23 protein-coding genes are annotated in these 24,026 nt (G+C 63.5%); 7 read left to right on the top strand and 16 right to left on the bottom strand.

The window, feature by feature from the left end; translation table 11 throughout:
- Positions 1-8: 8 nt before the first annotated feature.
- Positions 9-2,183, bottom strand: coding sequence for a catalase HPII (gene katE, locus ATY02_RS01400; RefSeq protein ID WP_083236617.1), 2,175 nt, complete (start codon positions 2,181-2,183; stop codon positions 9-11).
- A 234-nt stretch (positions 2,184-2,417) separates the two neighbouring features.
- Here katE and ATY02_RS01395 point away from each other — a divergent pair, with 234 nt between their 5' ends.
- The 3 genes from ATY02_RS01395 (at position 2,418) to ATY02_RS01385 (ending at position 4,934) form a co-directional block, all read left to right on the top strand.
- Positions 2,418-3,425: a methionine ABC transporter ATP-binding protein gene (locus ATY02_RS01395; RefSeq protein WP_068577350.1), complete on the top strand. Its 1,008-nt coding sequence runs from the start codon at positions 2,418-2,420 to the stop codon at positions 3,423-3,425.
- On the top strand, positions 3,425-4,099 hold the full coding sequence (locus ATY02_RS01390; RefSeq protein WP_068577351.1) for a methionine ABC transporter permease: 675 nt from the start codon (positions 3,425-3,427) through the stop codon (positions 4,097-4,099). Before ATY02_RS01395 ends, ATY02_RS01390 begins: the two co-directional genes overlap by 1 nt.
- A 61-nt stretch (positions 4,100-4,160) precedes the next feature.
- Positions 4,161-4,934 carry a MetQ/NlpA family ABC transporter substrate-binding protein gene (locus tag ATY02_RS01385; protein WP_068577353.1) on the top strand — a complete coding sequence of 258 codons (774 nt, stop codon included), beginning with the start codon at positions 4,161-4,163 and terminating at the stop codon, positions 4,932-4,934.
- A gap of 169 nt (positions 4,935-5,103) precedes the next feature.
- Here the strand turns inward: ATY02_RS01385 and ATY02_RS01380 are convergent, their stop codons facing one another.
- Genes ATY02_RS01380 through ATY02_RS01360 form a run of 5 tightly spaced genes read right to left on the bottom strand, consistent with a single transcriptional unit; the run spans position 5,104 to position 9,012 of the window.
- On the bottom strand, positions 5,104-5,739 hold the full coding sequence (locus ATY02_RS01380) for an SCO family protein (RefSeq protein ID WP_068577355.1): 636 nt from the start codon (positions 5,737-5,739) through the stop codon (positions 5,104-5,106).
- Positions 5,736-6,638 carry a heme o synthase gene (gene cyoE, locus ATY02_RS01375; RefSeq protein WP_124345409.1) on the bottom strand — a complete coding sequence of 301 codons (903 nt, stop codon included), beginning with the start codon at positions 6,636-6,638 and terminating at the stop codon, positions 5,736-5,738. The genes ATY02_RS01380 and cyoE overlap by 4 nt, the downstream gene beginning before the upstream one ends.
- Positions 6,626-7,705 carry a COX15/CtaA family protein gene (locus ATY02_RS01370; protein WP_068578103.1) on the bottom strand — a complete coding sequence of 360 codons (1,080 nt, stop codon included), beginning with the start codon at positions 7,703-7,705 and terminating at the stop codon, positions 6,626-6,628. Before ATY02_RS01370 ends, cyoE begins: the two co-directional genes overlap by 13 nt.
- 10 nt (positions 7,706-7,715) lie before the next feature.
- A complete protein-coding gene (locus ATY02_RS01365; RefSeq protein ID WP_068578107.1) occupies positions 7,716-8,306 on the bottom strand; it encodes a hypothetical protein in 591 nt (196 codons plus the stop codon).
- Positions 8,272-9,012 carry an SURF1 family protein gene (locus ATY02_RS01360; protein ID WP_068578101.1) on the bottom strand — a complete coding sequence of 247 codons (741 nt, stop codon included), beginning with the start codon at positions 9,010-9,012 and terminating at the stop codon, positions 8,272-8,274. Before ATY02_RS01360 ends, ATY02_RS01365 begins: the two co-directional genes overlap by 35 nt.
- Positions 9,013-9,082: 70 nt before the next feature.
- Here ATY02_RS01360 and ATY02_RS01355 point away from each other — a divergent pair, with 70 nt between their 5' ends.
- Entirely contained in the window at positions 9,083-9,286 is a 204-nt protein-coding gene (locus ATY02_RS01355; protein WP_022642262.1) for a twin transmembrane helix small protein, read from the top strand.
- A 6-nt stretch (positions 9,287-9,292) separates the two neighbouring features.
- Here ATY02_RS01355 and ATY02_RS01350 read toward each other — a convergent pair whose 3' ends face one another.
- The 4 genes from ATY02_RS01350 to coxB form a co-directional block, all read right to left on the bottom strand.
- Entirely contained in the window at positions 9,293-10,180 is an 888-nt protein-coding gene (locus ATY02_RS01350) for a cytochrome c oxidase subunit 3 (protein ID WP_068578099.1), read from the bottom strand.
- A gap of 33 nt (positions 10,181-10,213) precedes the next feature.
- Positions 10,214-10,774 carry a cytochrome c oxidase assembly protein gene (locus ATY02_RS01345; protein WP_068578097.1) on the bottom strand — a complete coding sequence of 187 codons (561 nt, stop codon included), beginning with the start codon at positions 10,772-10,774 and terminating at the stop codon, positions 10,214-10,216.
- 83 nt (positions 10,775-10,857) lie between these two features.
- A complete protein-coding gene (gene ctaD / locus ATY02_RS01340) occupies positions 10,858-12,453 on the bottom strand; it encodes a cytochrome c oxidase subunit I (RefSeq protein WP_068578094.1) in 1,596 nt (531 codons plus the stop codon).
- A 79-nt stretch (positions 12,454-12,532) separates the two neighbouring features.
- On the bottom strand, positions 12,533-13,660 hold the full coding sequence (gene coxB, locus ATY02_RS01335) for a cytochrome c oxidase subunit II (RefSeq protein WP_068578092.1): 1,128 nt from the start codon (positions 13,658-13,660) through the stop codon (positions 12,533-12,535).
- A gap of 423 nt (positions 13,661-14,083) precedes the next feature.
- On the opposite strand from coxB, the gene ATY02_RS01330 reads away from it, so the two are divergent.
- Complete coding sequence (locus ATY02_RS01330; RefSeq protein WP_068578090.1) at positions 14,084-14,734, top strand: hypothetical protein; 651 nt, start codon at positions 14,084-14,086, stop codon at positions 14,732-14,734.
- A gap of 202 nt (positions 14,735-14,936) precedes the next feature.
- Here the strand turns inward: ATY02_RS01330 and ATY02_RS01325 are convergent, their stop codons facing one another.
- Positions 14,937-15,995, bottom strand: coding sequence for a PA0069 family radical SAM protein (locus ATY02_RS01325; protein ID WP_068578088.1), 1,059 nt, complete (start codon positions 15,993-15,995; stop codon positions 14,937-14,939).
- A gap of 298 nt (positions 15,996-16,293) precedes the next feature.
- On the opposite strand from ATY02_RS01325, the gene ATY02_RS01320 reads away from it, so the two are divergent.
- Positions 16,294-16,650 (top strand): hypothetical protein, encoded by a 357-nt coding sequence (locus ATY02_RS01320; protein ID WP_068578086.1) that lies wholly within the window; start codon positions 16,294-16,296, stop codon positions 16,648-16,650.
- Positions 16,651-16,695: 45 nt separating this feature from the next.
- Here ATY02_RS01320 and ATY02_RS01315 read toward each other — a convergent pair whose 3' ends face one another.
- From ATY02_RS01315 to ATY02_RS01305, 3 genes are read right to left on the bottom strand one after another with little or no spacing between them, the layout of a single operon-like run.
- Positions 16,696-18,000, bottom strand: coding sequence for a c-type cytochrome (locus tag ATY02_RS01315; RefSeq protein ID WP_068578084.1), 1,305 nt, complete (start codon positions 17,998-18,000; stop codon positions 16,696-16,698).
- Positions 18,001-18,012: 12 nt separating this feature from the next.
- Positions 18,013-19,797, bottom strand: a complete 1,785-nt coding sequence (locus ATY02_RS01310) for a GMC family oxidoreductase (protein WP_031320868.1) — start codon at positions 19,795-19,797, stop codon at positions 18,013-18,015.
- Between the two features lie 2 nt (positions 19,798-19,799).
- Entirely contained in the window at positions 19,800-20,549 is a 750-nt protein-coding gene (locus ATY02_RS01305; RefSeq protein ID WP_068578081.1) for a gluconate 2-dehydrogenase subunit 3 family protein, read from the bottom strand.
- 298 nt (positions 20,550-20,847) lie between these two features.
- On the opposite strand from ATY02_RS01305, the gene ATY02_RS01300 reads away from it, so the two are divergent.
- A complete protein-coding gene (locus tag ATY02_RS01300) occupies positions 20,848-21,504 on the top strand; it encodes a tyrosine-protein phosphatase (protein WP_068578079.1) in 657 nt (218 codons plus the stop codon).
- Between the two features lie 116 nt (positions 21,505-21,620).
- On the opposite strand, the gene ATY02_RS01295 is transcribed toward ATY02_RS01300, so the two are convergent.
- The gene (locus tag ATY02_RS01295) at positions 21,621-21,908 is read right to left on the bottom strand and encodes a YheV family putative zinc ribbon protein (RefSeq protein ID WP_068578077.1); all 288 of its coding nucleotides are present in this window, start codon (positions 21,906-21,908) and stop codon (positions 21,621-21,623) included.
- Complete coding sequence (gene prlC, locus ATY02_RS01290) at positions 21,905-23,983, bottom strand: oligopeptidase A (protein WP_164823614.1); 2,079 nt, start codon at positions 23,981-23,983, stop codon at positions 21,905-21,907. Before prlC ends, ATY02_RS01295 begins: the two co-directional genes overlap by 4 nt.
- Positions 23,984-24,026: the final 43 nt, after the last annotated feature.

The following is a 24,026-nucleotide window of genomic DNA, read 5'->3' as shown; positions in this document are numbered from 1 at the left end:
CAACCACCTCAGGCCGGAACCGCCCTGGCCTTGGCCTCGCGACTCCACACCCGATGCTGGGCCATGGCCGCGAAGAACGCTTTCAGGGCCTTGGCATCGCCACCGACGATCACGCCTTCATCCGCCTCCAGCCCAAGTACCTTCAAGAGCTCCCGGGCTTCGCCGTGCAAGGCGATGGCCTTCAGGTGCCGATAGGCCTCGAGCAGGTAGTGCAGGGCGACGCCATCGCCCGCCAGGGCCTTGATCGCCTGGGCGCCACCCGGCACGAACACGGCGTCAAACGCCACCGACGGCAAACCCTCCATCGAGGCATCCACCGCCAATGCCTTGCCTTGGGCGCTCGTCACCGCCGCCGAGGTCGGCCCCAGCAGCTTGGCATGAGCCCCTTCGGCCTTCAGCGCCTTCTGCAACGCAGCGATCGCCGCGCCGTCCACGCCATTGGCCACCAGCACCGCCACCTTGCGGGTCTTGATACCCCCGGACAACAGGTTGGCCTGGCTCAGGGCAGGCGAGCGCGACAGCGACACCTTGCGCTCGGCCACCGTGCCCTTGGCCGGAGCCTTCAGGCCGAGGTTCTCGGCCACGCGCTTGGCCAACTGCAAATCGATATTGGCCAGGATCTGCTGCACCTGCCGCTCGCGGATCTGCGGCCGATCGACCTTGCCCAGCTCGAAGCTGTAGGCGGCGATGATGTGCTCCTGCTCATGCTTGCTCATGCTGTTGTAGAACAGCCGCGCTTGGGAGAAATGGTCGCTGAAGGACTCGCTGCGCTGGCGGATCTTATGCGCATCGATACGCTCGTTGTAACTCTCGAAACCGCCGTTCTCGGCGGCCGGCGGGGTCTCCCTGGGCCAGCCGCCGTCGATCGAGTTGGGCTCGTAGGAAGCCCGTCCCTTGTCGATGGTGGAGCGATGCATGGCGTCGCGCTGGCTGTTGTGGAACGGCGCCACCGGCCGATTGATCGGCAATTCATGAAAGTTGGGCCCGCCCAGGCGGCTGATCTGGGTATCGGTGTAGGAAAACAACCGGCCCTGCAGCAATGGGTCATTGGAAAAATCGATGCCGGGCACGATATGCCCCGGACAGAACGCCACCTGCTCGGTCTCGGCGAAGAAGTTGTCCGGGTTGCGATTGAGCACCATCTTGCCCAGCGGCGTGACGGGCACCAGCTCTTCGGGAATCAGCTTGGTCGGGTCGAGAATGTCGAACTCGAACTGGTGTTCGTCTTCCTCGGCGATGATCTGCACACCCAGTTCCCATTCCGGGTAATCACCGATCTCGATGGCCTCCCAGAGATCACGGCGGTGGAAATCCGTGTCCTTGCCCGCCAGCTTCTGCGCTTCGTCCCATAGCAGCGAGCAAGTGCCCACCGACGGATGCCAGTGGAACTTGACGAAGTGCGAGCGCCCCTCGGCGTTGATAAAGCGGAAACTGTGCACGCCAAAACCCTGCATGCTGCGCAGGCTCTTGGGAATTGCCCGGTCGGACATGGCCCAGATGACCATGTGCGCCGACTCCGGCACCAGCGAGACGAAGTCCCAGAAGGTGTCGTGGGCCGAGCCGCCGGTGGGCATCTCGTTGTGCGGCTCGGGCTTCACCGCATGCACGAAGTCGGGGAACTTGATCGCGTCCTGGATGAAGAACACCGGCATGTTGTTGCCCACCAGGTCGAAGTTGCCCTCGTCGGTGAAGAACTTCACCGCAAAGCCGCGCACGTCACGCACGGTATCGCCAGAGCCTCTTGGCCCCTGGACCGTGGAAAAACGCACGAACACGGGTGTTTTTTTCCCCGGATCACGCAGGAATCCAGCCTTGGTCAACGCCGAATGGTCGGCATAACTCTGGAAGTAACCATGGGCGCCAGTGCCTCGGGCATGGACGATGCGCTCGGGAATCCGCTCATGGTCGAAGTGGGTGATCTTCTCCCGCATGATGAAGTCTTCGAGCAGCGAAGGGCCGCGGGTGCCGGCTTTCAAGGTGTTCTGGTTATCGGCGATCTTCACTCCCTGGTTGGTCCGCAGGGCCTGCCCGGTGGCGTCGCTGCGGAACCGCTCCAGGCTTTCGAGCTTGGCGTTGCTGTTGCCCCGGTCCAGGGTGTCGGTCCCCGCGGCCTGGCTGTTCGGGCTGGTGGTTTTCTGGGTACTCATCAGACACATACTCCTCGTTGGCGAAATCCCTGGCATGCCGGGGCTTCGCGGGCGGATGCGCCGAGGCACGGCACCTGGGCGCTTTCGAGTGGCTTGAGTAGTGACTGGGGAGTCGCCGCAGGCGTTCCTTTTTTATGACCTTTGATCGCGTTATTGCCAAATGGCAGGATGATTGCGAAATAAATACTAAGAACCTCTATACGGACAGGCTAAAATGCGCGCCCGGCCAACCGCTGCCCCTTTTCTAACGCGCCTCACAAGGTTCGCTACGTGATCGAGTTTCAAAACGTCCATAAAACCTACCGGGTCGCCGGTAAGGATATCCCTGCCCTGCACCCGACCAGTCTTCGGGTCGAGAATGGCCAGGTGTTCGGCCTGATCGGCCACTCCGGTGCGGGCAAAAGCACCCTGCTACGCCTGATCAACCGCCTGGAAAACCCCAGCGGCGGCAAGATCATCGTCGACAACGAGGAAATCACCGCGCTGGACGCCGGCGGCCTGCGCCGCTTCCGCCAGCAGGTCGGGATGATCTTCCAGCACTTCAACCTGCTGGCTTCCAAGACGGTGGCCGACAACGTGGCCCTGCCACTGCAGCTCTCCGGCGAGCTGTCGCGGACCGAGATCGACAAGCGCGTCACTGAACTGCTGGCCCGCGTGGGCCTGGCCGACCATGCCCGCAAGTACCCGGCGCAGTTGTCCGGCGGCCAGAAGCAGCGCGTCGGCATCGCCCGTGCCCTGGCCACCAAGCCCAAGATCCTGCTGTGCGATGAAGCCACCAGCGCCCTGGACCCGCAGACCACTGCGTCGGTCCTGCAATTGCTGGCCGAGATCAACCGTGAGCTGAAGCTGACCATCGTCCTGATCACCCATGAAATGGACGTGATCCGCCGCGTCTGCGACCAGGTGGCGGTGATGGACGCCGGTACGATCGTCGAGCAAGGCGATGTGGCCCAGGTGTTCCTGCATCCCAAGCACCCGACCACCAAGCGCTTCGTCCAGGAAGACGAACAGATCGACGAGAACGAACAGCGCGATGACTTCGCCCATGTACCGGGACGTATCGTGCGCCTGACCTTCCAGGGCGAATCCACCTATGCACCGCTGCTGGGCACCGTGGCCCGGGAGACGGGAGTCGACTACAGCATCCTCGCCGGACGCATCGACCGCATCAAAGACACCCCTTACGGGCAATTGACCCTGGCCATCTCCGGCGGCGACATGGAAGCGGCCTTTGCTCGCTTCGCCGCGGCGGACGTCCACATGGAGGTGCTGCGCTAATGGAAGGACTACTGAGTTACTTCAACAATATCGACTGGGTCGACATCGGCATCGCCACCAGCGACACCATGATCATGCTCAGCACATCCCTGTTTTTCACCGTACTGGTGGGCTTGCCACTGGGCGTCTTGCTGTTCCTGTGCAGCCCCAAGCAGCTACTGGAGCAGAAAGGCGTCTATTCGGTGCTGGGCTTCGTGGTCAACGCCATACGCTCGTTGCCATTCATCATCCTGCTGATTGTGATGATCCCCACCACCGTGTTCATCACAGGCACTTCTCTTGGAGTCGCAGGGGCCATTCCGCCGCTGGTGGTGGGGGCCTCGACCTTCTTCGCCCGCCTGGTGGAAACCGCGCTGCGCGAAGTGGACCGGGGCATCATCGAAGCGACCCAGGCCATGGGCGCCACGACCCGGCAGATCATCATGAACGCCCTGCTGCCAGAAGCCCGTCCGGGCATCATCGCGGCCATCACCGTCACCGCCATCGCCCTGGTCGGCTATACCGCCATGGCCGGTGTGGTGGGTGCGGGGGGCCTGGGCGACCTGGCCATTCGTTATGGCTACCAGCGTTTCCAGGATGACGTGATGTCGGTCACCGTGGTGCTGCTGATCGTGCTGGTTCAGGTTCTGCAGATCATCGGCGATAAACTGGTAGTGCACTTTTCCCGTAAATAAACGCAATCGCCGGCTGGCCGGCAGGCGCCCGGGGTCGGGCGACTTACAAGGAGCTTGTTCGATGAAAAAACTACTCGTCGCTTTCGCAGCCGTGGCCGCGTTCTCCGCGCATGCTGCCGAAACCCTGACCGTGGCCGCTACGCCGGTGCCCCACGCCGAGATCCTGGAGTTCGTCAAACCGGCCCTGGCCAAGGAAGGTGTAGACCTGAAGGTCAAGGTTTTCACCGACTACGTGCAACCCAACGTGCAGGTAGCCGAAAAACGCCTGGACGCCAACTTCTTCCAGCACCAGCCGTACCTGGATGAGTTCAACAAGGCCAAGGGCACCCAGCTGGTGAGTGTCGCCGGCGTGCACGTGGAGCCCCTGGGCGCCTACTCGAACAAGTACAAGCAGTTGTCGGAACTGCCCAACGGCGCCACCGTGGTCGTGCCCAACGACGCCACCAACGGCGGCCGCGCCCTGTTGCTGCTGGACAAGGCCGGCGTGATCAAGCTCAAGGACTCCAACAACATCCTGGCCACCGTCAAGGACATCAGCGAGAACACCAAGGGCCTGAAGTTCCGCGAGCTGGAAGCCGCCACCATCCCGCGCGTGCTGACCCAGGTCGACCTGGCTCTGATCAACACCAACTACGCCCTGGAAGCCAAGCTGGATCCGGCCAAGGACGCCCTGGTGATCGAAGGCAAGGACTCGCCTTACGTGAACATCCTGGTGGCCCGTGCTGACGACAAGGACTCGGACGCCATGAAGAAGCTGGTTGCCGCCCTGCACAGCCCTGAGGTGAAGAAGTTCATCGAAGAGAAGTACAAGGGCGCGATCGTGCCGGCGTTCTGATCGACTCGCAGAAACAACAACGGGGCGCCTTGGGGCGCCCCGTTGCGTTTCAGGCATTGCACCGGCGGCGTGTAGCCGCATCCTGAAGTCCCGACACGTTTCGTGTAGCCGCGGATGCGACCTGGCGATCCTGAAGGCGCTGCCTGCGGCAGCGGCTACAGGGCAAGCATTACTTGCGTTGCACCATCGCCGGTAGTTGGGCCACCAGTTTCTGGTTGTTCAACGGCGCGCGGATGAAGCCACGCTGGTTGCCATCCGGGCCGATTACCGCCAGGTTGCCGCTGTGGTCCACGGTGTAGTTGGCCTTGCTGGTGTCGGCCGGGATGAAGGGAATGCTCACGGCATTGGCAAGCTTTTGCAGGTCTTCCACCGAAGAGGCGGTCAGGCCCTTGAAGTCCTTGTCGAAGTAGCCCAGGTACTGCTTGAGCTGCTGCGGGGTATCGCGGTTGGGATCGACGCTGACCAGCACGATCTGCAACTGGTCCACCACCTCCTTGGGCAGCTCGCTCTTGATCTGGCGTAGCTGGGCCAGGGTAGTGGGGCAGATGTCCGGGCAGAAGGTATAGCCGAAGAACAGCAGCGACCACTTGCCCTTGAGCTCGTCCACCACCACTGGCTGGCCATCCTGGTCGAGCATCTTCACCGCGGGCAGGGTACGGCTCTGGGGCAGCATGATGATACCGGCGTCGATCAGCGCGGTAGGGTCGCCCTGGCCTTTGCCGGACAGGACTTTGTTAACGGTCAGGCCCAGGATCAGGGCTACCACGGCAACGAGGATGAAGACGGTTTTCTGGGTTCTGGTCATAGGTTCAACAGTAGGTAGTGGTCTACGAGCAAGGCGATGAACAGCAGGAACAAGTAGTAGATAGAGTACTTGAAGGTATCGATCGCCGCGTGTGGTCGAGTGCCACGGTACAGCACCCATGCCCATTGCAGGAAGCGCCCGCCCAGGATCAGGGCGCAGGCCAGGTACAGCACGCCGCTCATGTGGATCACGAAGGGCAGCAGGCTCACCGCCAGCAGGGCGCAGGTGTAGAGCAGGATATGCACCTTGGTGTACTGCTCGCCGTGGGTCACCGGCAGCATCGGGATATCGGCCTTGGCGTACTCCTCCTTGCGGTGGATGGCCAGGGCCCAGAAGTGCGGTGGGGTCCAGGCGAAGATGACCAGCACCAGCAGCAGCGGCTCGGCGCTCAGGTGGCCAGTGGCGGCGACCCAGCCCAGCAGCGGCGGGGCGGCGCCCGCCAAACCGCCGATGACGATGTTCTGCGGCGTCGCGCGCTTGAGAAAGCCGGTGTAGACCACCGCATAACCCAACAGCGAAGCCAGGGTCAGCCAGGCCGTCAATGGATTGGTGAAGGCCAGCAGCAACGCCTGCCCGGCCAGGGCCAAAAGCAGGGCGAAGGCCAGGGCGGCCCGGGGCGAGACCCGGCCCTCGGCCAGTGGACGCTTGTGGGTGCGGGCCATCTGCGCATCGATGCGCCGGTCCACCACATGGTTGACGGCCGCCGCGCCTCCCGCACACAGGCCGATGCCCAGGTTGCCGAACACCAGCACGGTCCAGGGTACGCCGGCCCGGGTGGCGAGGAACATGCCCACCAGGGAGGTGATCAGCATCAGCACCACCACCTTGGGCTTGGTCAGTTCCAGGTAATCGCGCCAGAGCGCCTGGGGGTGCTGACGGGTACCGATCAGAGTCGCCATGGCATCTCTCCTTTGATGGTGATGAGACTCGCCACGTGCTTGCGTGGACTGAGCCGCCAGCCCGGCAGGCGGCGGTCCCGGACCGGCACCAGGCTGGTGCGGGCGTGATAGTTGACCAGCACCAGGGTCAGCAACAGCGCCGCACCGCCGGCGTTATGGGCGACAGCCACGGGCAGCGGCAGGTGGAACAGAACGTTGCTCAGGCCCAGGCTGACCTGCGCGGCCAGCGCCACCAGCACCAGCGCGGCCAGGCGGGTCATGCCCACCTGGCGCAACTGCCAGGCCAGTCCCAGCAGCACCAGGCTCACCAGCAGCGCGCCCAGGCGGTGGGTCATGTGGATCGCGGTGCGGGCATCGCTATCCAACTGCCCCCCCAGGTAGTTGGGGCCGATGTGCTGGGTCAGGTGGAAGCCATTGGCAAAATCCATCTGCGGCCACCACTGCCCATGGCAGGTGGGCAGGTCGATACAGGCCACCGCCGCGTAATTGGAGCTGACCCAGCCGCCCAGGGCGATCTGCCCAATCACCAGCACCAGGGCAGCCGTGGCCCAATACTGCAGGCGCCGCGGCACGATCAGCGCCGGCAGCACGCCGGACAGGCGCAAGGTCAACAGGAACAACAAGCTCAAGGTGGCGAAGCCGCCCAGCAAATGAGCGGTCACCACCTGGGGCCAGAGCTTGAGGGTCACGGTCCACATGCCAAAGGCGGCCTGGGCGAAGACCACCGCCAGGATGAACAGCGGCAGTTTCAGGGGCTGTCCGGGGTAACGCCGATGGGTCCAGGAACGCGCGGCCAGGAGCGCAATCAGCAGCCCCAGGGTGCCGGCGAAATAACGGTGGATCATCTCGTTCCAGCCCTTGTGCTCCTCCACTGGCGACTCGGGGAAATGCAGCTCGGCATGGGCCAGCTGGGCTTCGCTTTGCGGCACGCTGATAAAGCCGTAGCAACCGGGCCAGTCGGGGCAACCGAGACCGGCATGGGTCAGCCGGGTATAGGCCCCCAGCAGCACCACCAGTAACGCCAGCAGGGTGGCGAACAAGGCAAGGCGAAATCCAGGTTTGGCCATGTCGATGCCCTCATCCGATGTTCGACAGTTTCAGCAGGTGGCGCAGGTCGTCGAGCAGGTCCTTGCCCTTGACCCGGGCGTCGTAGCGCAACACCAGGTTGCTGTGGGGATCGACGATCCACAGTTGCGGCGCCTGCTGGTCCCTGGTGCCCTTGGCGAAGCTCGCCGGGTCCAGGGGGTAGCGCTGCAGTTGTGGATATTCCCGCTGCAACCGGGCCTCATAGTCGGCATCCAGGGGTTGGGCAACGGCCAGCGCGTGGCTGGCCCGCGAGGCATCACGTCCCAGCGCCACCTGGACCTGCCGCGCCAGGTACACCAACTGCTGGCAATCCACCGCGCAGCCCTTGGGCGCGGTTACCAGGATCTGCCAGCGATCGTCCTCGGACTGCACGCCGATCTCGGCACGGGTCTGGCCATTACCGATCAGCTCGCCGTGATAACTGCGGCTGTCCGGCACCCAGAACTGCAGTTTGTACATGCTGGTAGCGAGGATCATCGGACCGATCACCATCAGCACGATGAGCACCAGTTGCCAGCGACCACGCCGCCGGTTGGGTTCCCGGGTTTCAGAGATGTTGGGTGGATTCATGGCCGTTCCCATGGCGTTTCTCCCTTGCGTTGTGCCAGCCGAAGTAGCCGTAGAGAAGCAGCAGCGCCACGGCCATGGCGAACCACTGCGCGGCATAGGCTTGGTGCTTTTCCGGGCCCATGGCGACCACGGGCCACTGTGTGAGATAGGCGCCGGGGCCGGATTCCTGGCGTACCTCATGGGCAAAACCTGTGCGACCCAGCTCAGCCCACAGCTTGTCCGGCGCCACCGCCGTCACCAGCCGGGGCCAACTGGCCCCCGCCGGATCGGCATGCAGTTGGAACGCCGCCCCCGGCACGACATAGACCCAGGCCTCCAGGTCCAGGCTCTGCGCCGGCGTCTCGAAACGCGGTGGCGTACGCCGGTCGGGCCAGGGCAGCCAGCCACGGTTGACCAGCAGCCAGCGGCCGCTGGCCTGGTCCAGGAAGGGCTGCAGCAGCTCGACCCCGACCTTGCCGTCATGCATGCGGTTATCCAGCAACAGGCTGTGCTCGCCATCGAAATGCCCGTGCAGGCGCACGCGCAAGAAGGCCGGGTCCGGCGCTTCCAGCAGCTCGAACAACGGCACCGGCGCGCCAGCGCGACGCTCGGCGTAGCTGGCCAGCAACTGGCGCTTCTGCTCGCCACGCCCCAGCTGCCAGAACCCCAGCCAGACCAGCACCGGCAGCAACGCAAGCACCACCAGCGTCGGCACCAGGCCCGGGCGAAAGCCTTTCATGGCCGCGCCGCAAAGCTGATAAATCCACTCGCTATACTGACTTGCATCGCGCTTCCCCCCGGAGTCCACCATGCTCAAAGCAGCCATCGTCCTGATGCTGATTGCCACGGTTATCAGCCTGTTCAGCGGCCTGTTCTTTCTGGTCAAGGACGACAGCCAATCCAAGCGCCTGCTGACGTCGCTGAGTATTCGGGTGTGCCTGGCCGTGATCACCGTCGGCTTGATCGCCTGGGGTTTCTTCAGCGGCCAGCTGGTGTCCCATTCCCCCTGGTAAGGCTGTTCAGAGCACGTAGACGAAAACGAACAAGCCGATCCACACCACATCGACGAAGTGCCAATACCAGCTGGCGGCCTCGAAGCCGAACTGGTGCTCGGCATCGAAATGCCCACGCATCACCCGCATCAGCATCACGAACAGGATCAGCGTGCCGATGGTCACGTGGGCCCCGTGAAAGCCGGTGAGCATGAAGAACGTCGCGCCGTAGATCCCCGAGCCCAGGGTCAGGCCCAGCTCGTGGTAGGCATGGATGTACTCCTGGGCCTGGAAGCCCAGGAAGGCGCAGCCCAGCAGCACGGTCAGCGCCAGCCACAGCTTCAGCGCCCCGCGATGGCCCTTCTTCAGGGCGTGGTGGGCGATGGTCACGGTGACGCTGGAGCTCACCAGCAGCACGGTATTGAGCAGTGGCAGGCCCCAGGGGCTGATGGTCCCCTTGGGCGATGGGAACAGCTTCGGATCGGGGTTTTCGAGCAGCGGCCAGACGAACTGGAAGTTCGGCCACAAGGTGTGGGCGATGCCTTTGTGCCCCTCACCGCCAAGCCAGGGGCCGGACAGGTGCCGCACATAGAACAAGGCGCCGAAGAAGGCCAGGAAGAACATCACCTCCGAGAAGATGAACCAGCTCATGCCCCAGCGGAACGAGCGATCGAGCTGGGCGCTATACAGGCCTGCGCGGCTTTCCTTGATCACCGCGCCGAACCAGCCGAACAGCATGTAGGCCAGCAGCAGGCCGCCGACGAAGAAGATCAGCGGGCCGTGGGATTCCGGGCGCGCCGCCTTGAGGTCGTTGAACCAGGTCGCAAGGCCGGCCACGGTGACGAACATGCCCAGCGTGGCGATGATCGGCCACTTGCTCTGGGCGGGAACGTAATAGTGCTCATGAGTCGCCATTGATTGTTCTCCTTATCGGGCACGCCAGGGCGCCTAGCCGCCAGTCTTGGTGGCGGCCGCCACCGGTGGATGACGCGCGGTGATATCGAACAGCGTGTAAGCCAGCGTCAGGTGCTTCACATCCTTGGGCATGTCGCGATCGACGATGAAACGCACGGGCATCTCGATCTGCTCACCGGGTTGCAGCACCTGCTGGGTAAAGCAGAAGCACTCGGTCTTGTGGAAATACATCGCCGCACTGCTGGGCGAGATGCTCGGGATCGCCTGGGCACTCATCGGGTGGTCGCTGGGGTTGCGAGCAATGAAGATCATCTCGTTCACCGCCCCCGGGTGGACCACGATGTCATCGGACTTGGGGTAGAAGTCCCAGACCATGTCGATGGCGTTGGTCGACAAGAACTGCACCCGCACCTGGCGCGAGGCATCGACCTGCTGCCGTTGCGCATCCTGGTACTGCCCGCCGGTCTTGCCGTTGATCCCCAGGGCCTTGCACATCACGTCGTAGATCGGCACCAGGGCAAAACCGAAGACGAACATCGCCACGACCACCAGCAGCAGCCGCGTGACCAGCTTCTTCAACGAGACTTCAGCCATCCCGATACCCTCCTGCAACAAACCGGGCGACGCCCCGCGCCGCCCTCATGAACAGGTCCGCTCCTGCACAGTCGGCCAGGGGTTCACTTCACTTCCGGTGGCGTGACGAAGGTGTGGTAGGGCGCTGGCGAAGGAATGCTCCACTCCAGCCCCTCGGCCCCTTCCCATGGCTTGGCCGGAGCCGGCGCGCCGCCGCGAATGCACTTGATGACGATGAACAGGAAGAAGACCTGCGTCGCGCCGAAGGTGAAGGCCCCGATGGACGACACCATGTTGAAATCGGCGAACTGCAGGTTGTAGTCCGGGATCCGCCGCGGCATGCCGGCCAGGCCGACGAAGTGCATGGGGAAGAACGCCATGTTCATGCCGATGAAGGACAGCCAGAAGTGCAACTTGCCCAGGGTCTCGTCGTACATGTGCCCGGTCCACTTGGGCAGCCAGTAGTAGGCCGAGGCGAAGATGCCGAAGATCGCCCCGGGCACCAGCACGTAGTGGAAGTGCGCCACCACGAAGTAGGTGTCCTGGTACTGGAAGTCCGCCGGGGCGATGGCCAGCATCAACCCGGAGAAACCGCCGATGGTGAACAGGATGACGAAGGCCACGGCGAACAGCATCGGCGTCTCGAAGGTCAGCGCGCCCTGCCACATGGTGCTCACCCAGTTGAACACCTTGACCCCCGTGGGCACGGCGATCAGCAAGGTGGCGTACATGAAGAACAGCTCGCCCACCAGCGGGATGCCCACCACGAACATGTGGTGTGCCCAGACGATGAACGACAGGAAGGCGATGGCCCCGGTGGCGTAGACCATCGAGGTGTAGCCGAACAGCGGCTTGCGGCTGAAGGTGGGGATGATCGAACTGACGGCGCCGAAGGCCGGCAGGATCATGATGTACACCTCGGGATGGCCGAAGAACCAGAACACGTGCTGGAACAACACGGGGTCGCCACCGCCGGCGGCGCTGAAGAAGCTGGTGCCGAAATGGATGTCCATCAGCATCATGGTCACCACGCCCGCCAGCACCGGCATCACCGCGATCAGCAGGAACGCGGTGATCAGCCAGGTCCAGACGAACAGCGGCATTTTCATCAGGGTCATGCCCGGAGCGCGCAGGTTGAGGATGGTGGCGATCACGTTGATCGCCCCCATGATCGAGCTGACGCCCATCAGGTGGATGGCGAAGATGAAGAAGGTCACGCTTTCCGGCGCATAGGTGGTCGACAGTGGCGCGTAGAAGGTCCAGCCGAAGTTCGGTCCGCCGCCGGGCATGAACAGGGTCGAGAGCAGCAGCAGGAAGGCCGCGGGCAGCAACCAGAAGCTGAAGTTGTTCATCCGCGGCAGGGCCATGTCCGGCGCGCCGATCATCAACGGGATCATCCAGTTGGCCAGGCCGACGAAGGCCGGCATCACCGCACCGAAGACCATCACCAGGCCGTGCATGGTGGTCATCTGGTTGAAGAACGCCGGTTCGACGATCTGCAGCCCGGGCTGGAACAGCTCGGCACGAATCACCATGGCGAAGGTGCCGCCCACCAGGAACATGGTGAAGCTGAACCACAGGTACAAGGTGCCGATGTCCTTGTGGTTGGTGGTCAGCACCCAGCGCATCAGGCCCTTGGCCGGCCCGTGGGCATGGTCATCATGGCCGGCATGGCCGTGGTCATCGATCACAGCACTCATGTCCTGTCTCCTGCACGCGAATGGACGGGACGATCGGCGGCACGCCGCGACCGCTTGCGCAGACTTCCAATAGGGCGGTTCATTTGCTTTCCGCCTGTTTCAGTGCCAGGACATCCTTGGGCGTCACCATGTCGCCCTTGTTATTGCCCCAGGCGTTGCGTTCGTAGGTCACCACGGCGGCGATATCGACTTCCGACAGCTGCTTGCCGAAGGCGGCCATGGCGGTGCCCGGCTTGCCGTGGAACACCAGGCTCAGGTGGGCCTCCTTGGGTCCGGTGGCGATCTTCGAGCCCTTGAGCGCCGGGAACATCGGCGGCAGGCCCTGGCCCTCGGCCTGGTGACAGGCCACGCAGGTGGTGTGGTAGATCTTGTCGCCGCGGGCCACCAGTTCGTCGAGGGTCCATTCCTTGCTGGTCAGCTCCTTGAGCTTGGCGGCCTCGGCCTTGCGCTCGCCCATCCAGGTGTCGTAGTCGGCCTGGCTCTTGACCTCCACCACGATCGGCATGAAGCCGTGGTCCTTGCCGCACAGCTCGGCGCACTGGCCACGGTAGATGCCGGGCTTGTCGACCCGGGTCCAGGCTTCGTTGACGAAGCCGGGGATGGCATCGCGCTTGACCGCGAAGGCCGGCACCCACCAGGAGTGGATGACGTCGGCGGCGGTCACCAGGAAACGCACCTTGGCGCCCACTGGCAGCACCAGCGGCTGATCGACCTCCAGCAGGTAGTGCTCGCCCTTGGCGCTCTTGTTGTGGATCTGCTCGGCGGGGGTGGCCAGGTTGCTGAAGAACTCCACGTCCTGGCCCAGGTATTTGTAGTGCCACTTCCACTGGTAGCCGGTGATCTGCACGTCCACGTCCGGCTCGCTGGTGTCGTACATCTTGATCAGGGTCGCGGTGGCCGGCACGGCCATGGCCACCAGGATCAGGAAAGGGATGATGGTCCAGAGGATTTCCACCGTGGTGCTTTCGTGGAACCTGGCCGGGACCTGGCCGGTAGAGCGACGGTGAACGATCATCGACCAGAACATCGCGCCGAAGACGATGACGCCGATCACCACACAGATCCAGAAGATGGTCATGTGCAGGTCGAATACCGCGTGGCTTATCTCGGTAGCCCCAGGCGCCATATTCACCGTCCAGGCAGCTTGCGCCTGGCTGAATATCGTCCACAACAGGAGGCCCATCCAGACTTGTGGATGTCGCTTCATTGCGGGTTCCCCTTATCGTTCTTGTTATCCCGCCGGCTATACACCTGCGGCAAGGGAGCGACTGCCTAGACTACGAACTTAGACCATCGAGCCTCGCTGCAATTGCAGTCGGGCATCATCAGCTAACTTCATACCTTGGCGAGTATAGCCAGCGACTCTCACCTCGCAACGCAATGGCGTAAACCTGCTGAAACACCCCAAGGAGGCTTTGCAGGCCACGGGAATCAAGGGATTGGAGAAAAAGATGGGGTGCGACGATATAACGCACCCGACTAAGTAATAAGTGAATATTACAAATATGTCTTAAACACTTTCATGAGCAGGCTAACTTATGTTCTCCCCCGAGGGATGGTCGCTAATGGGCGGCAGGCCGTCATCCCACCTCGGTTGTCCCGATCGACCGCCCTTGTCCCTGGAGCTTTCATGAACACCGCCGCATTACGCGAGCAGATCCTATTGGCTCAACAGCACGAAGCCAGCACGGGCCTTCTGGCCCGTCAATTGGAAGTACAACTGCCTCACCTGCACCCTGCCATCCAGCTGCCCGAAGTCGACGCACAAGGCGTCATGACCCGTTTTGTCAGCGCATACATCGATCAGGTGCCAGACCTTCTGGACGCCGCCAACGCCGTTGCCCGTGAAGCGGGCATCGAGCCGCAAATCAAGCCGGTGCTGAAAATCGCCGAGCAATTCTTCCTCCAGCCGCCGGCCATCATGGACGGCCATGTGGGCCTCGACAGCCTGCTGGACGAAGCCTACCTGGCCCTGCGCCTGGTAGAGGAAGTCAACGACCTGTACATCAAGCACTTCGGCCGCCCACTGATCCCCCTGGACATGACGGTCGCCAATCTCATCGCCCATCAACTGATCGGCGAGACCTTTGCCAACCAACTGGACGAAGCCGTGCACCACGCGGTCGACGCCATGCTCGACGAAGACAGCTTCGCCCTGGAATCGGTGGAAGCCTACCGCGACAAACTCAGCAGCCCGGACACCGAGGCCGCCTGGAAACGCTGGCCGTGCCTGTCGCGCCAGCTGGGCGTGGAACTGGAACTCGACCAGCCCGCCGCCTGACCCATTCCTCGCCAGCAAGGCCCGCAGCGGGCCTTGTGGCGAAGGGCCTGGCCCGCTTCAACCGCGTACTGCAACTGCCCCATCCCCGCAACATCGTTCAAGCGCCCCTCAAGACAACGCCCCAGGCCCCGAGCCTCGATCACCAGACGCGAACCCTTGGTGGCATTGGCCCGCCCCAGCCCTTCAATCGCTCCAGGCCAGCTCACAGCAACGACAGTTGCCTGCCTGGTGGGCAGAAAGCCGAACAGTCGAGATCGAAACCCGCGCGCCGCTCCAACCCCAGGCGCTTGAGTGCCTTGGCGAAACGCTGGGCCAACAGGTCGGCAAAAGGCCCCTCGCCACGCATGCGGCTGCCGAAGCGGCTGTCGTAGAGTTCGCCGCCGCGGCTCTGGCGGATCAGGCTCAGGACATGGGCCGCCCGCTGCGGGTAATGCGCCGCCAGCCACTCCTCGAACAGCGGCGCCACCTCCAGGGGCAGGCGCAGCATCATGTAGGCCGCACTCTGCGCCCCGGCGGCCTGGGCTTCGGTCAGCAGGGCCTCCAGCTCGCTGTCGTTGATCATCGGGATCATCGGTGAACACAACACCCCCACCGGCACACCCACCCCACGCAGTACCCGGATCGCCCGCAAGCGGGCCTTGGGCGCTGCGGCCCGGGGCTCGAGGATGCGCTTGAGTTCATCGTCCAGGGTGGTGAGGCTGATCATCACCGCCACCAGCCGCTGACGTGCCAGCTCGGTCAACAGGTCAAGGTCGCGCAGGATCAACGACCCCTTGGTGACGATGGTCACCGGGTGCCGGTAGCGCAGCAGCACCTCCAGGGTGCGCCGGGTCAGCCGTTGTTCACGCTCGATGGGTTGGTAGGGATCGGTATTGGAACCCAGGTTGATCGGCGCGCACTGGTAGCCGGGTTTGGACAGCTGCTGCTCCAGCAGGGTGGCGGTATTGCTCTTGGCGATCAGCCGGGTTTCGAAGTCCAGCCCCGGCGACATATCCCAGTAGGCATGGCTGGGCCGCGCATAGCAGTAGATGCAGCCGTGCTCGCAACCGCGATAGGGATTGATCGAGCGATCGAAGGGCAGGTCCGGCGAATGGTTGCGGGTGATGATCGACTTGGCGGTTTCCAAGCGCACCTCGGTGCCCTGGGTCAAAGGCACTTCCTGGTGCCAGCCGTCATCCTCGGCCACCGAGCGGCTGGGAGCGAAACGGTTGTGCGGGTTGCTCGCGGTGCCACGACCGCGGGGCGGCAGGGGGCTGGACATGGGGGCACTCCATAACTGTATGTACATACAGTAATTGAGCTGCGACAAGCTGCCTAGCGCCGTCGAGCAGAACGCTCGCAAGCTTGGTCAGCGAACGGGTCAGTAGCGCCCATCCATCCCTGATGGTTTCCAGCTCCTGGCAACTCCCGCCAAAGCTCAACATCACCTTCGAATCGAGATCAGGGCCGGCCTGGTCCTTGAGCTCGCAGAAGGTCGACAGGCGCAAAGGCCTGCGAAGGATTCGCGGCAACGACGCTGCCTGCGCTATAACGCGGGCGACCACCAAAGGAGCACGACAATGCCCAGGACACCCGGCACACTGGAAAAGATCTTCTATGCAGCGCACGCCTACCTGCCGAGCTACGAGCAAGGCGCCGACCTGATCATCGTCAGGGCCGCGGATGGCCAGCTCTGGGGCCTGGCCTGCGAGTTCGACCTGTGCACCCAGGACATCCGGCAAGCCGCGGTGAGCGGCCCGCAGCCCTTCGATGCAGCCGATCCGAAGTTCGCCGAGGCGCACTGGCGCCCTCACCATGACGACATCGGCCTGCTGCCGGCGAGCTGGGAAGACCTGATGAACGCCGGATTGGCGGACTGCATCGCCGGCTACCAGCTACAAAGCCAGCTGGGGATCCAGCCCTTCCCCCGGGGTTGAAGGGCTGCATCCAACCGGCGCCCGTTGCGGGCGCCGCTCCTGCCATTAGTGACGTGGAATCACGTTGCCCAGGTCATCGTTGGAGGTGCTCTGCAGGCGCCCGTCACGCAGCCCGGCCACATCCGCGGCCTTCACCGGCGCCCCCTGGTTGCCCCAGCTGCTGCGGATGAAGCTGACCACGTCGGCCACCTCCTGGTCCGACAGCCGCCAGGCGAAGGGCGGCATGGTGAGGGTCGACGGCGCGCTGTGGGTGGCGGGCAGGGTACCGCCCTTGAGCACGATGTTGATCAGCGAGGTGGCGTCCTCCGATTGCAGCACCGGGTTGCCGGCCAGCGCCGGGAACACCCGGGTGTAGCCATGGCCATCGGTACGGTGGCAGGCGGCGCAGTTGTCGATGTACACCGAGGCGCCCGGCTTGCTGTCGTCGCCTTTCCACAGGGCATCGGCCACTTGCTTGTCGTACTGGTGCGGCTGGTCGGCCGGATCGTTGGCCGGCAGCGACTTGAGGTAGCGAGCGATGGCCATCAGGTCCTGGTCATTCATGTACTGCATGCTGTGGACCACCACGTCGCTCATGCCGCCGAACACCGCGCTGCGATCGCTGCGGCCGGTCTTGAGGAACTGCACCAGTTGCTCTTCGCTCCAGCTGCCCAGGCCGTCCTTGTGATCGCCACGCAGGCTCTTGGCGATCCAGCCCTCCAGCGGTGCGCTGCCGGACAGGAAGGCACTGCCTTCACTGGCGCTCAGGGCCTTCTCCTGCATGGTCAGCGCCCGTGGCGTATGGCAGGCGCCACAGTGGCCCAGGCCTTCCACCAGGTAGGCGCCACGGCTGATCAACGGGTCGCTGTCGGCAGCCACGGCGGCTGGCGCCACGCTCGGGGCGAACATCCAGCGCCAGATCGACAACGGCCAGCGCATGCTCAGGGGCCAGGGAATGTCGCTGTCCTTGTTGTCCCGTACCACCGGCGCCACGCCGTGCATGAAGTAGGCGTAGAGCGCCTGCATGTCGGCGTCGTTGACCCGGGCGTAGGACGGGAAGGGCATGGCCGGGTACAGCGTGCTGCCGTTCTTGGCCACGCCATGGCGCACGGCCAGGTCGAAGTCCTCGAAGCTGTAGTCGCCGATACCGGTCTTGTCCGGAGTGATGTTGGTGGAATAGATCACCCCGATCGGGGTTTCCATCGGCAAGCCGCCGGCGAACGGCTTGCCGTCCTTGGCGGTGTGGCAGGCGACGCAGTCACCGGCACGGGCCAGGTATTCGCCCTGCTTGACCAGGGCCTGGTCGACTTCGGCGGCCTGGAGAGAGGCGCTGCCCAACAGCGCCAGACTGGCGATAACGAGTGCTTTCATGGTCATCGCTCCTTATGCCTGGACCAGCGGGCCGGGGTTCTTCAGGTACTGCTCGCGGATCGCCCGCGCCGACCAGTAGGTCAGCGCCGCCACCAGCCCGGTGGGGTTGTAGCCCAGGCCCTGGGGAAAGGCCGAGGCTCCAGGCACGAACACGTTGTGTACGTCCCAGCTCTGCAAGTAGCGGTTCAGGGCGCTGGTCTTGGGGTCGGTGCCCATGATCGCGCCACCGTTCAGGTGAGTGGTCTGGTAGGAGGCGGTGTTGAAGTGCTCACCGACCTGCTTGCCCAGCAGGGCGATGGCCTTGGGGTTCATCGCCTGGGCGATCTTGCCCATCTTCTCGACCATGAAGCGGTTCATCTTGATGTCGTTTTCCTGCCAGTCGAAGGTCATCCGCAGCAGGGGCAAGCCGTAGGCATCGCGGTAGACCGGGTCCAGGTCGAGGTAGTTGCCCCGGTAGGACTGGTGCGCGCCGTGGGCGTCCATGGACACCTGGTGGGTGTAGTAGTCGGCCGTGGCCTTCTTCCAGGCGCTGCCCCAGGCCGGGGTGCCTGGCGGGTTGGACGTCCCGGCGATCGGCCGGCTGCCGGCCTGGTTGACCCAGAATGGCGAACCACCGACGAAACCATGGGGGCCGTGGTCGAAGTTGTCGGCGTTGAAGTCGTCCACCGCCACGCCGTTGCCACCGGCGCCGATGAAGTTGTTGGTGTGCACGTCCTTGTCGAAGTAGGCCTTGATGGTGGCCATGTTCTGGTAGGCGAAGTTCTTGCCCACCACGCCTTCGCCGGTGATCGGGTCGTAGGGCTTGCCGATGCCCGAGAGCAGCATCAGGCGCACGTTGTGGAACTGGAAGGCGCCGAGGATCACCAGGTCTGCCGGTTGCTCGATCTCGCGCCCCTGGGCGTCGACGTAGGTGACGCCGGTGGCCAGGGTCTTGCTGCTGTCCAGGTTGACCTTGAGCACATGGGAATTGGCCCGCAACTCGAAATTCGGCAGCGGCTTGAGGGCCGGCAGGATGTTCACGTTGGGCGAGGCCTTGGAATACATGTAGCAGACGTAGCCACTGCAGAAACCGCAGAAGTTGCACGGCCCCATCTGCGCACCATAGGGGTTGGTGTAGGGCCCCGAGGTATTGGCCGAAGGCAGGTTGTAGGGCTTGTAGCCCACTTCATTGGCGGCTTTCTGGAACAGCTGGGCGGAATAGGTATTCTTCTGCGACTCCAGCGGGAAGTGATCCGAGCGATCCGGTGCATAGGGGTTGCCGCCCTTGCCTTCGCCCACCAGCTGGCCCTTCACGGTCCAGGCCTGGCCCGAGGTACCGAAGACCTTTTCCGCATAGTCGAAGAATGGCTCCAGCTCTTCGTAGGTGACTCCGAAGTCCTGGATGGTCATGTCCTTGGGGATGAAGTTCTTGCCGTAGCGTTCTTCATAGTGGCTGCGCATGCGCAACTCGATGGGGTCGGCACGAAAATGCACGCCGGACCAGTGCAGCCCGGCGCCGCCCACGCCATTGCCCGGCAGGAACGCGCCCAGTTGGCGGTTGGGCAGGGCCACGTCGTTGACGCTGTGGCGGATGGTCACCGTTTCCTTGGAAATGTCCTGGAAGAGCTTCTTGCGCACGCTGTAGGTGAGCTCGTCGATCACCTGGGGATAACTGCCGTCCGGGTAGGTGTCCTGCATCGGCCCGCGCTCCAGCGCCAGCACGTTGAGCCCCGCCTCGGTCAGCTCCTTGGCCATGATCGCGCCGGTCCAGCCAAACCCGACGATCACTGCGTCGACCTTCTTCATCACTGTCGCCATGCTCAAGCCCTCTCGCCGCGAATCGATACTGCCGGGAAGGGGTACTGCTCGTTACGCTCCACCCAATCCATGAAATCGGCGCGCGCGCCGGGGAAGCCGATCAGGGTCCAGCCCACCAGGCCCTTGTTGCCACCGTGGATCGGGTCGCTGAAGAAACCCTCCTTGGTGTTCTGCAACAGCAGGTTGAAGAACAGCTTGGCCGGAACCGTGTCGAACTGCGGCGTACCCGCCTCCAGTTGCTTGAGCAATTCGTCTCGGGTAGCGCTGTCTTGAGCAGCAAATGTTTGGCCCTTGAGGCCTTTGCACCAGGCGTCCGTGGCAGCGATACCCAGGCGATAGATCTCCTTGGGCACCAGCTTGCTCTGCCAGCCCATCTCTGGCGCAGCATCGGCCTTGAACGGGCCTTGCATGTACCACAGGGCACCGGCGGCGTAGGAGGTGTTCATCTGCCGGTCGATGTATTCCGGAACGCCGGCTTCCAACGCGCCAGGCCCCATGTCGTCCGCCGGGATCAGGCGCTCCACCGCTGCCTGGATAAAGGCCCACTCCTCGGCAGTGAAGTAGCTGGGTTCATAGTGGGTGCTGCTGGCCTGCTTGCTCGGCGCAGTGGGCTTTTCGGCTGCGACAGCCTCGGGAGCCACGGCCAGCATGCTGCTGCCCAGGCCGGTACTGGCCACGGTGACCACCGGGATCAAGGTCAGGGATTTGCGCAAGAACTCACGCCGCGGGTTGTCTCGATCTTGATCGGACATGGGTGCACCTCATCAGGCATTGATGGATTTCAGCCGCGTCATGGCGCGACTTTGTGTTTTGGCAACGCAAAAAGCCGGGCAGGGCCCAGGCTTATGAACACATCAGCAAACTTTAGTTACAAATGGTAGCAGCCTAAGCATCCTGATGAATCGTTTCAGTCGGAAAAAACACATCAGATACTGAAAAAAATAGCGGACCAGAAACAGGCTTCACGATTCTTTGACAGGAGGCTCACAGGGCTTTGACCGCCCATGGTCGACACTCCCTACCATTGCCCCTCATCAGTGACCCCTGTCCATGTCGAGAATTCATTTCGTTCCTGCGTTGTGCCTGGCGTTGCTGGCCCTGTTGGCAGGTCCACTGGCCCAGGCTGCCGATGTCCCCGCCAGCCGACCGGAACAATGGGCCCAGCCCGTGGCCAAGCAGTACAACCTGTACCAGATGTCGCCAACCCTGTACCGCAGCGCCCTGCCGGACAAAGACGCCGTGCCACTGCTGGAGCAACTCAAAGTCGGGACGGTGATCAACTTCCTGCCGGAATCGGACAGCAGTTGGCTGGCGGCTCCAAACATCCATCAGGTCCAGCTGCCTTACCGCACCAACCACGTGGACGACGCCGATGTGCTCAAGGCCTTGCGCGCGATCCAGAGCGCCGAAGCCCAGGGCCCGGTGCTGATGCATTGCAAGCATGGCTCGGACCGCACCGGCCTGATGTCGGCGATGTACCGGGTGGTGATCCAGGGCTGGAGCAAAGAGGAAGCCTTGAGTGAAATGACCCAGGGCGGATTCGGCGACAGCGCCCACTTCAAGGACGGCATTCGCTACATGATGCAGGCCGATGTGGAGAAACTGCGTACCGCACTGGCCAACGGCGATTGCAGCACCAGCGTGTTCGCCACCTGTTCGGTGAAGAGCTGGTTCGAGACGGTCAGCGCCAGCAAGCCGGCGAACTGATTGCGAGGCGGGAGAGGGCTTTGCTGCAGGAGCCAAGCTTGCTGGCGATGAAGGCGCCGCGATGTGTCTGACACACCGCTATCGCGCGCAAGCTGCACTCCTACAGGGGGTCCCGGTTACTTGGGTTCGTCGGTTTTCTTCTTCAACTTGGGGTTGGGGAAGAACTGCACCGACTGCACCTTGGCATCCGCCACCTTGAGGGCCGCGGTGTTGACCCGCGTGCTCAATTCCTTGGGTACCGACAGTCCCTGCTCATTCAAGGTGTCGGCGTAGCCGCAGGCCACGCACTCGCGATGGGGCACGTCGTCTTCGCTCCACATCATCAGCTTGTCCTGCTCACTGCACGCCGGGCAAACCGCACCGGCGATAAAGCGTTTCTTGGTCTTCACGGGGGCTTCACTCATGCTGCCGCGTCCTCGCTGAGGCCGCTGTGGCGCAAGAGTGCGTCAATCGACGGGGTCCGTCCGCGGAAATCGACGAACAGCACCATCGGCTCCTGGGAACCGCCACGGGCCAGGATCGCCTCGCGGAAAGCACGACCGGTCGCGGCGTTGAGCACACCTTCTTCCTCGAAGCGCGAGAAGGCGTCGGCCGACAGCACTTCAGCCCACTTGTAGCTGTAGTAACCCGCGGCATAACCACCGGCGAAGATGTGGGCGAAGCTGTTAGGGAAGCGGTTATAGGCCGGTGGGCGCATCACCGAGACTTCATCGCGCACGGTTTCCAGCACCTGCAACACATTGCGGCCATCGCCGTGGGTGGCGTGCAGTTCGAAGTCGAACAGCGAGAACTCCAGCTGGCGCACCATCATCATTCCGGACTGGAAGTTCTTGGCCGCCAGCATCTTGTCCAGCAGGTCCTGGGGCAGGGCGTCGCCGGTCTCGTAGTGACCGGAGATCAGCGCCAGGCCTTCGGGTTCCCAGCACCAGTTCTCCATGAACTGGCTCGGCAGCTCCACGGCATCCCAGGCCACGCCATTGATCCCGGAGACGCCGGCATGCTCGATGCGGGTCAGCAGGTGGTGCAGGCCGTGGCCGAATTCGTGGAACAAGGTGGTGACTTCATCGTGGGTCAGCAGCGCTGGCTTGCCGGATACGGCCGGAGTGAAATTGCACACCAGGTTGGCCACCGGGCTCTGCAGCGCGCCGCCAGCGGTACGCCGACGGTCGCGGGCACCGTCCATCCAGGCACCGCCACGCTTGTTGGCGCGGGCGTAGAGGTCGAAGAAGAAGCGGCCGACGTGCTGGCCGTTTTCCTTGATCTCGAACAGGCGGACATCCGGGTGCCAGGCGTCGAAGCCCTTCTGCTCGGCGATCTCGATGCCGTACAGGCGCTGGACGATAGTGAACAGGCCGGACAGCACCTTGTCGATTGGGAAGTAGGCGCGCAGGGCTTCCTGGGACACGCTGTAGCGCTGCTCGCGCAGCTTCTCGCCGTAGAAACCGCTGTCCCAGCTTTGCAGGTCAGGGCAGCCTTGCTCGGCGGCATAGGCCTTGAGCTGTGCCAGGTCCTGGGCGGCGAACGGCTTGCTGCGCTTGGCCAGGTCCCGCAGGAAACCCAGTACCTGGTCGCTGGACTCGGCCATCTTGGTGGCCAGGCTCAGCTCGGCGAAGTTGGCAAAGCCCAACAGCTTGGCCAGTTCCTGGCGCAGGTCGAGGATCTCCTGCATCACCGGGCCGTTGTCGTGTTGGCCGGCGTTGGGGCCCTGATCGGAAGCCCGGGTGCAGTAGGCCGCGTAGACCTCTTCACGCAGGGCACGGTCCTGGGCGTAGGTCATGACGGCGTAGTAGCTGGGGAACTCCAGGGTGATCAGCCAGCCGTCCAGGTCCTTGGCCTGGGCCGCGGCGGCCATCTGCGCCTTGGCCGAGTCGGTGAGGCCAGCCAGCGCCGCTTCGTCGGTGATGTGCTTGGTCCAGGCCTGGGTGGCATCGAGCAACTGGTTGGAGAAGCGGCTGCCCAGCTCGGACAACTTGCTCTGAACTTGCGCGTAGCGCTTCTGCTGCTCCGGCGGCAGGTCGATACCCGACAGGCGGAAATCACGCAGGGAGTGTTCGAGGATGGTCTTTTGCGCCACATCGAAACCGGCCGCCTCCGGGCTCTTGGCCAGGGCGTCGAAGGCCTGGAACAGCTCGCGGTTCTGGCCCATCTCGGTGGAGTAGGCGCTCAATGCCGGCAGGCAGGCCTCATAGGCATCGCGCAGTTCGGCGCTGTTGCATACGGCATTGAGATGGCTGACCGGGCTCCAGGCAGCGCCCAGACGATCGTTGAGTTCGTCCATGGCCAGCACCAGGCCGGCCCAGGTCGGCGCAGTGGCCTGGGTCTTGAGGATCTCGGCGATGGCGGCGCGGTTGTCAGCCAGGATCTGTTCGATGGCCGGTTGTACGTGTTCGGCGCGGATCGCCGAGAACGGCGGCAGGTCATAGGGCTGCAGAAGAGGGTTGTTCACACTCACGGTGGGCACCTTGGCTGGAAGAAACATGCTTGGGAAACGTAGCACCATCTTAATTACAATCGACCGCCAT

The sequence above is a fragment of the Pseudomonas sp. BIOMIG1BAC genome, assembly GCF_001705995.2.
In the GTDB taxonomy this organism is placed as follows: Bacteria; Pseudomonadota; Gammaproteobacteria; order Pseudomonadales; family Pseudomonadaceae; genus Aquipseudomonas; species Aquipseudomonas sessilinigenes.
This window is presented reverse-complemented; position numbering and strand designations above follow the sequence as displayed.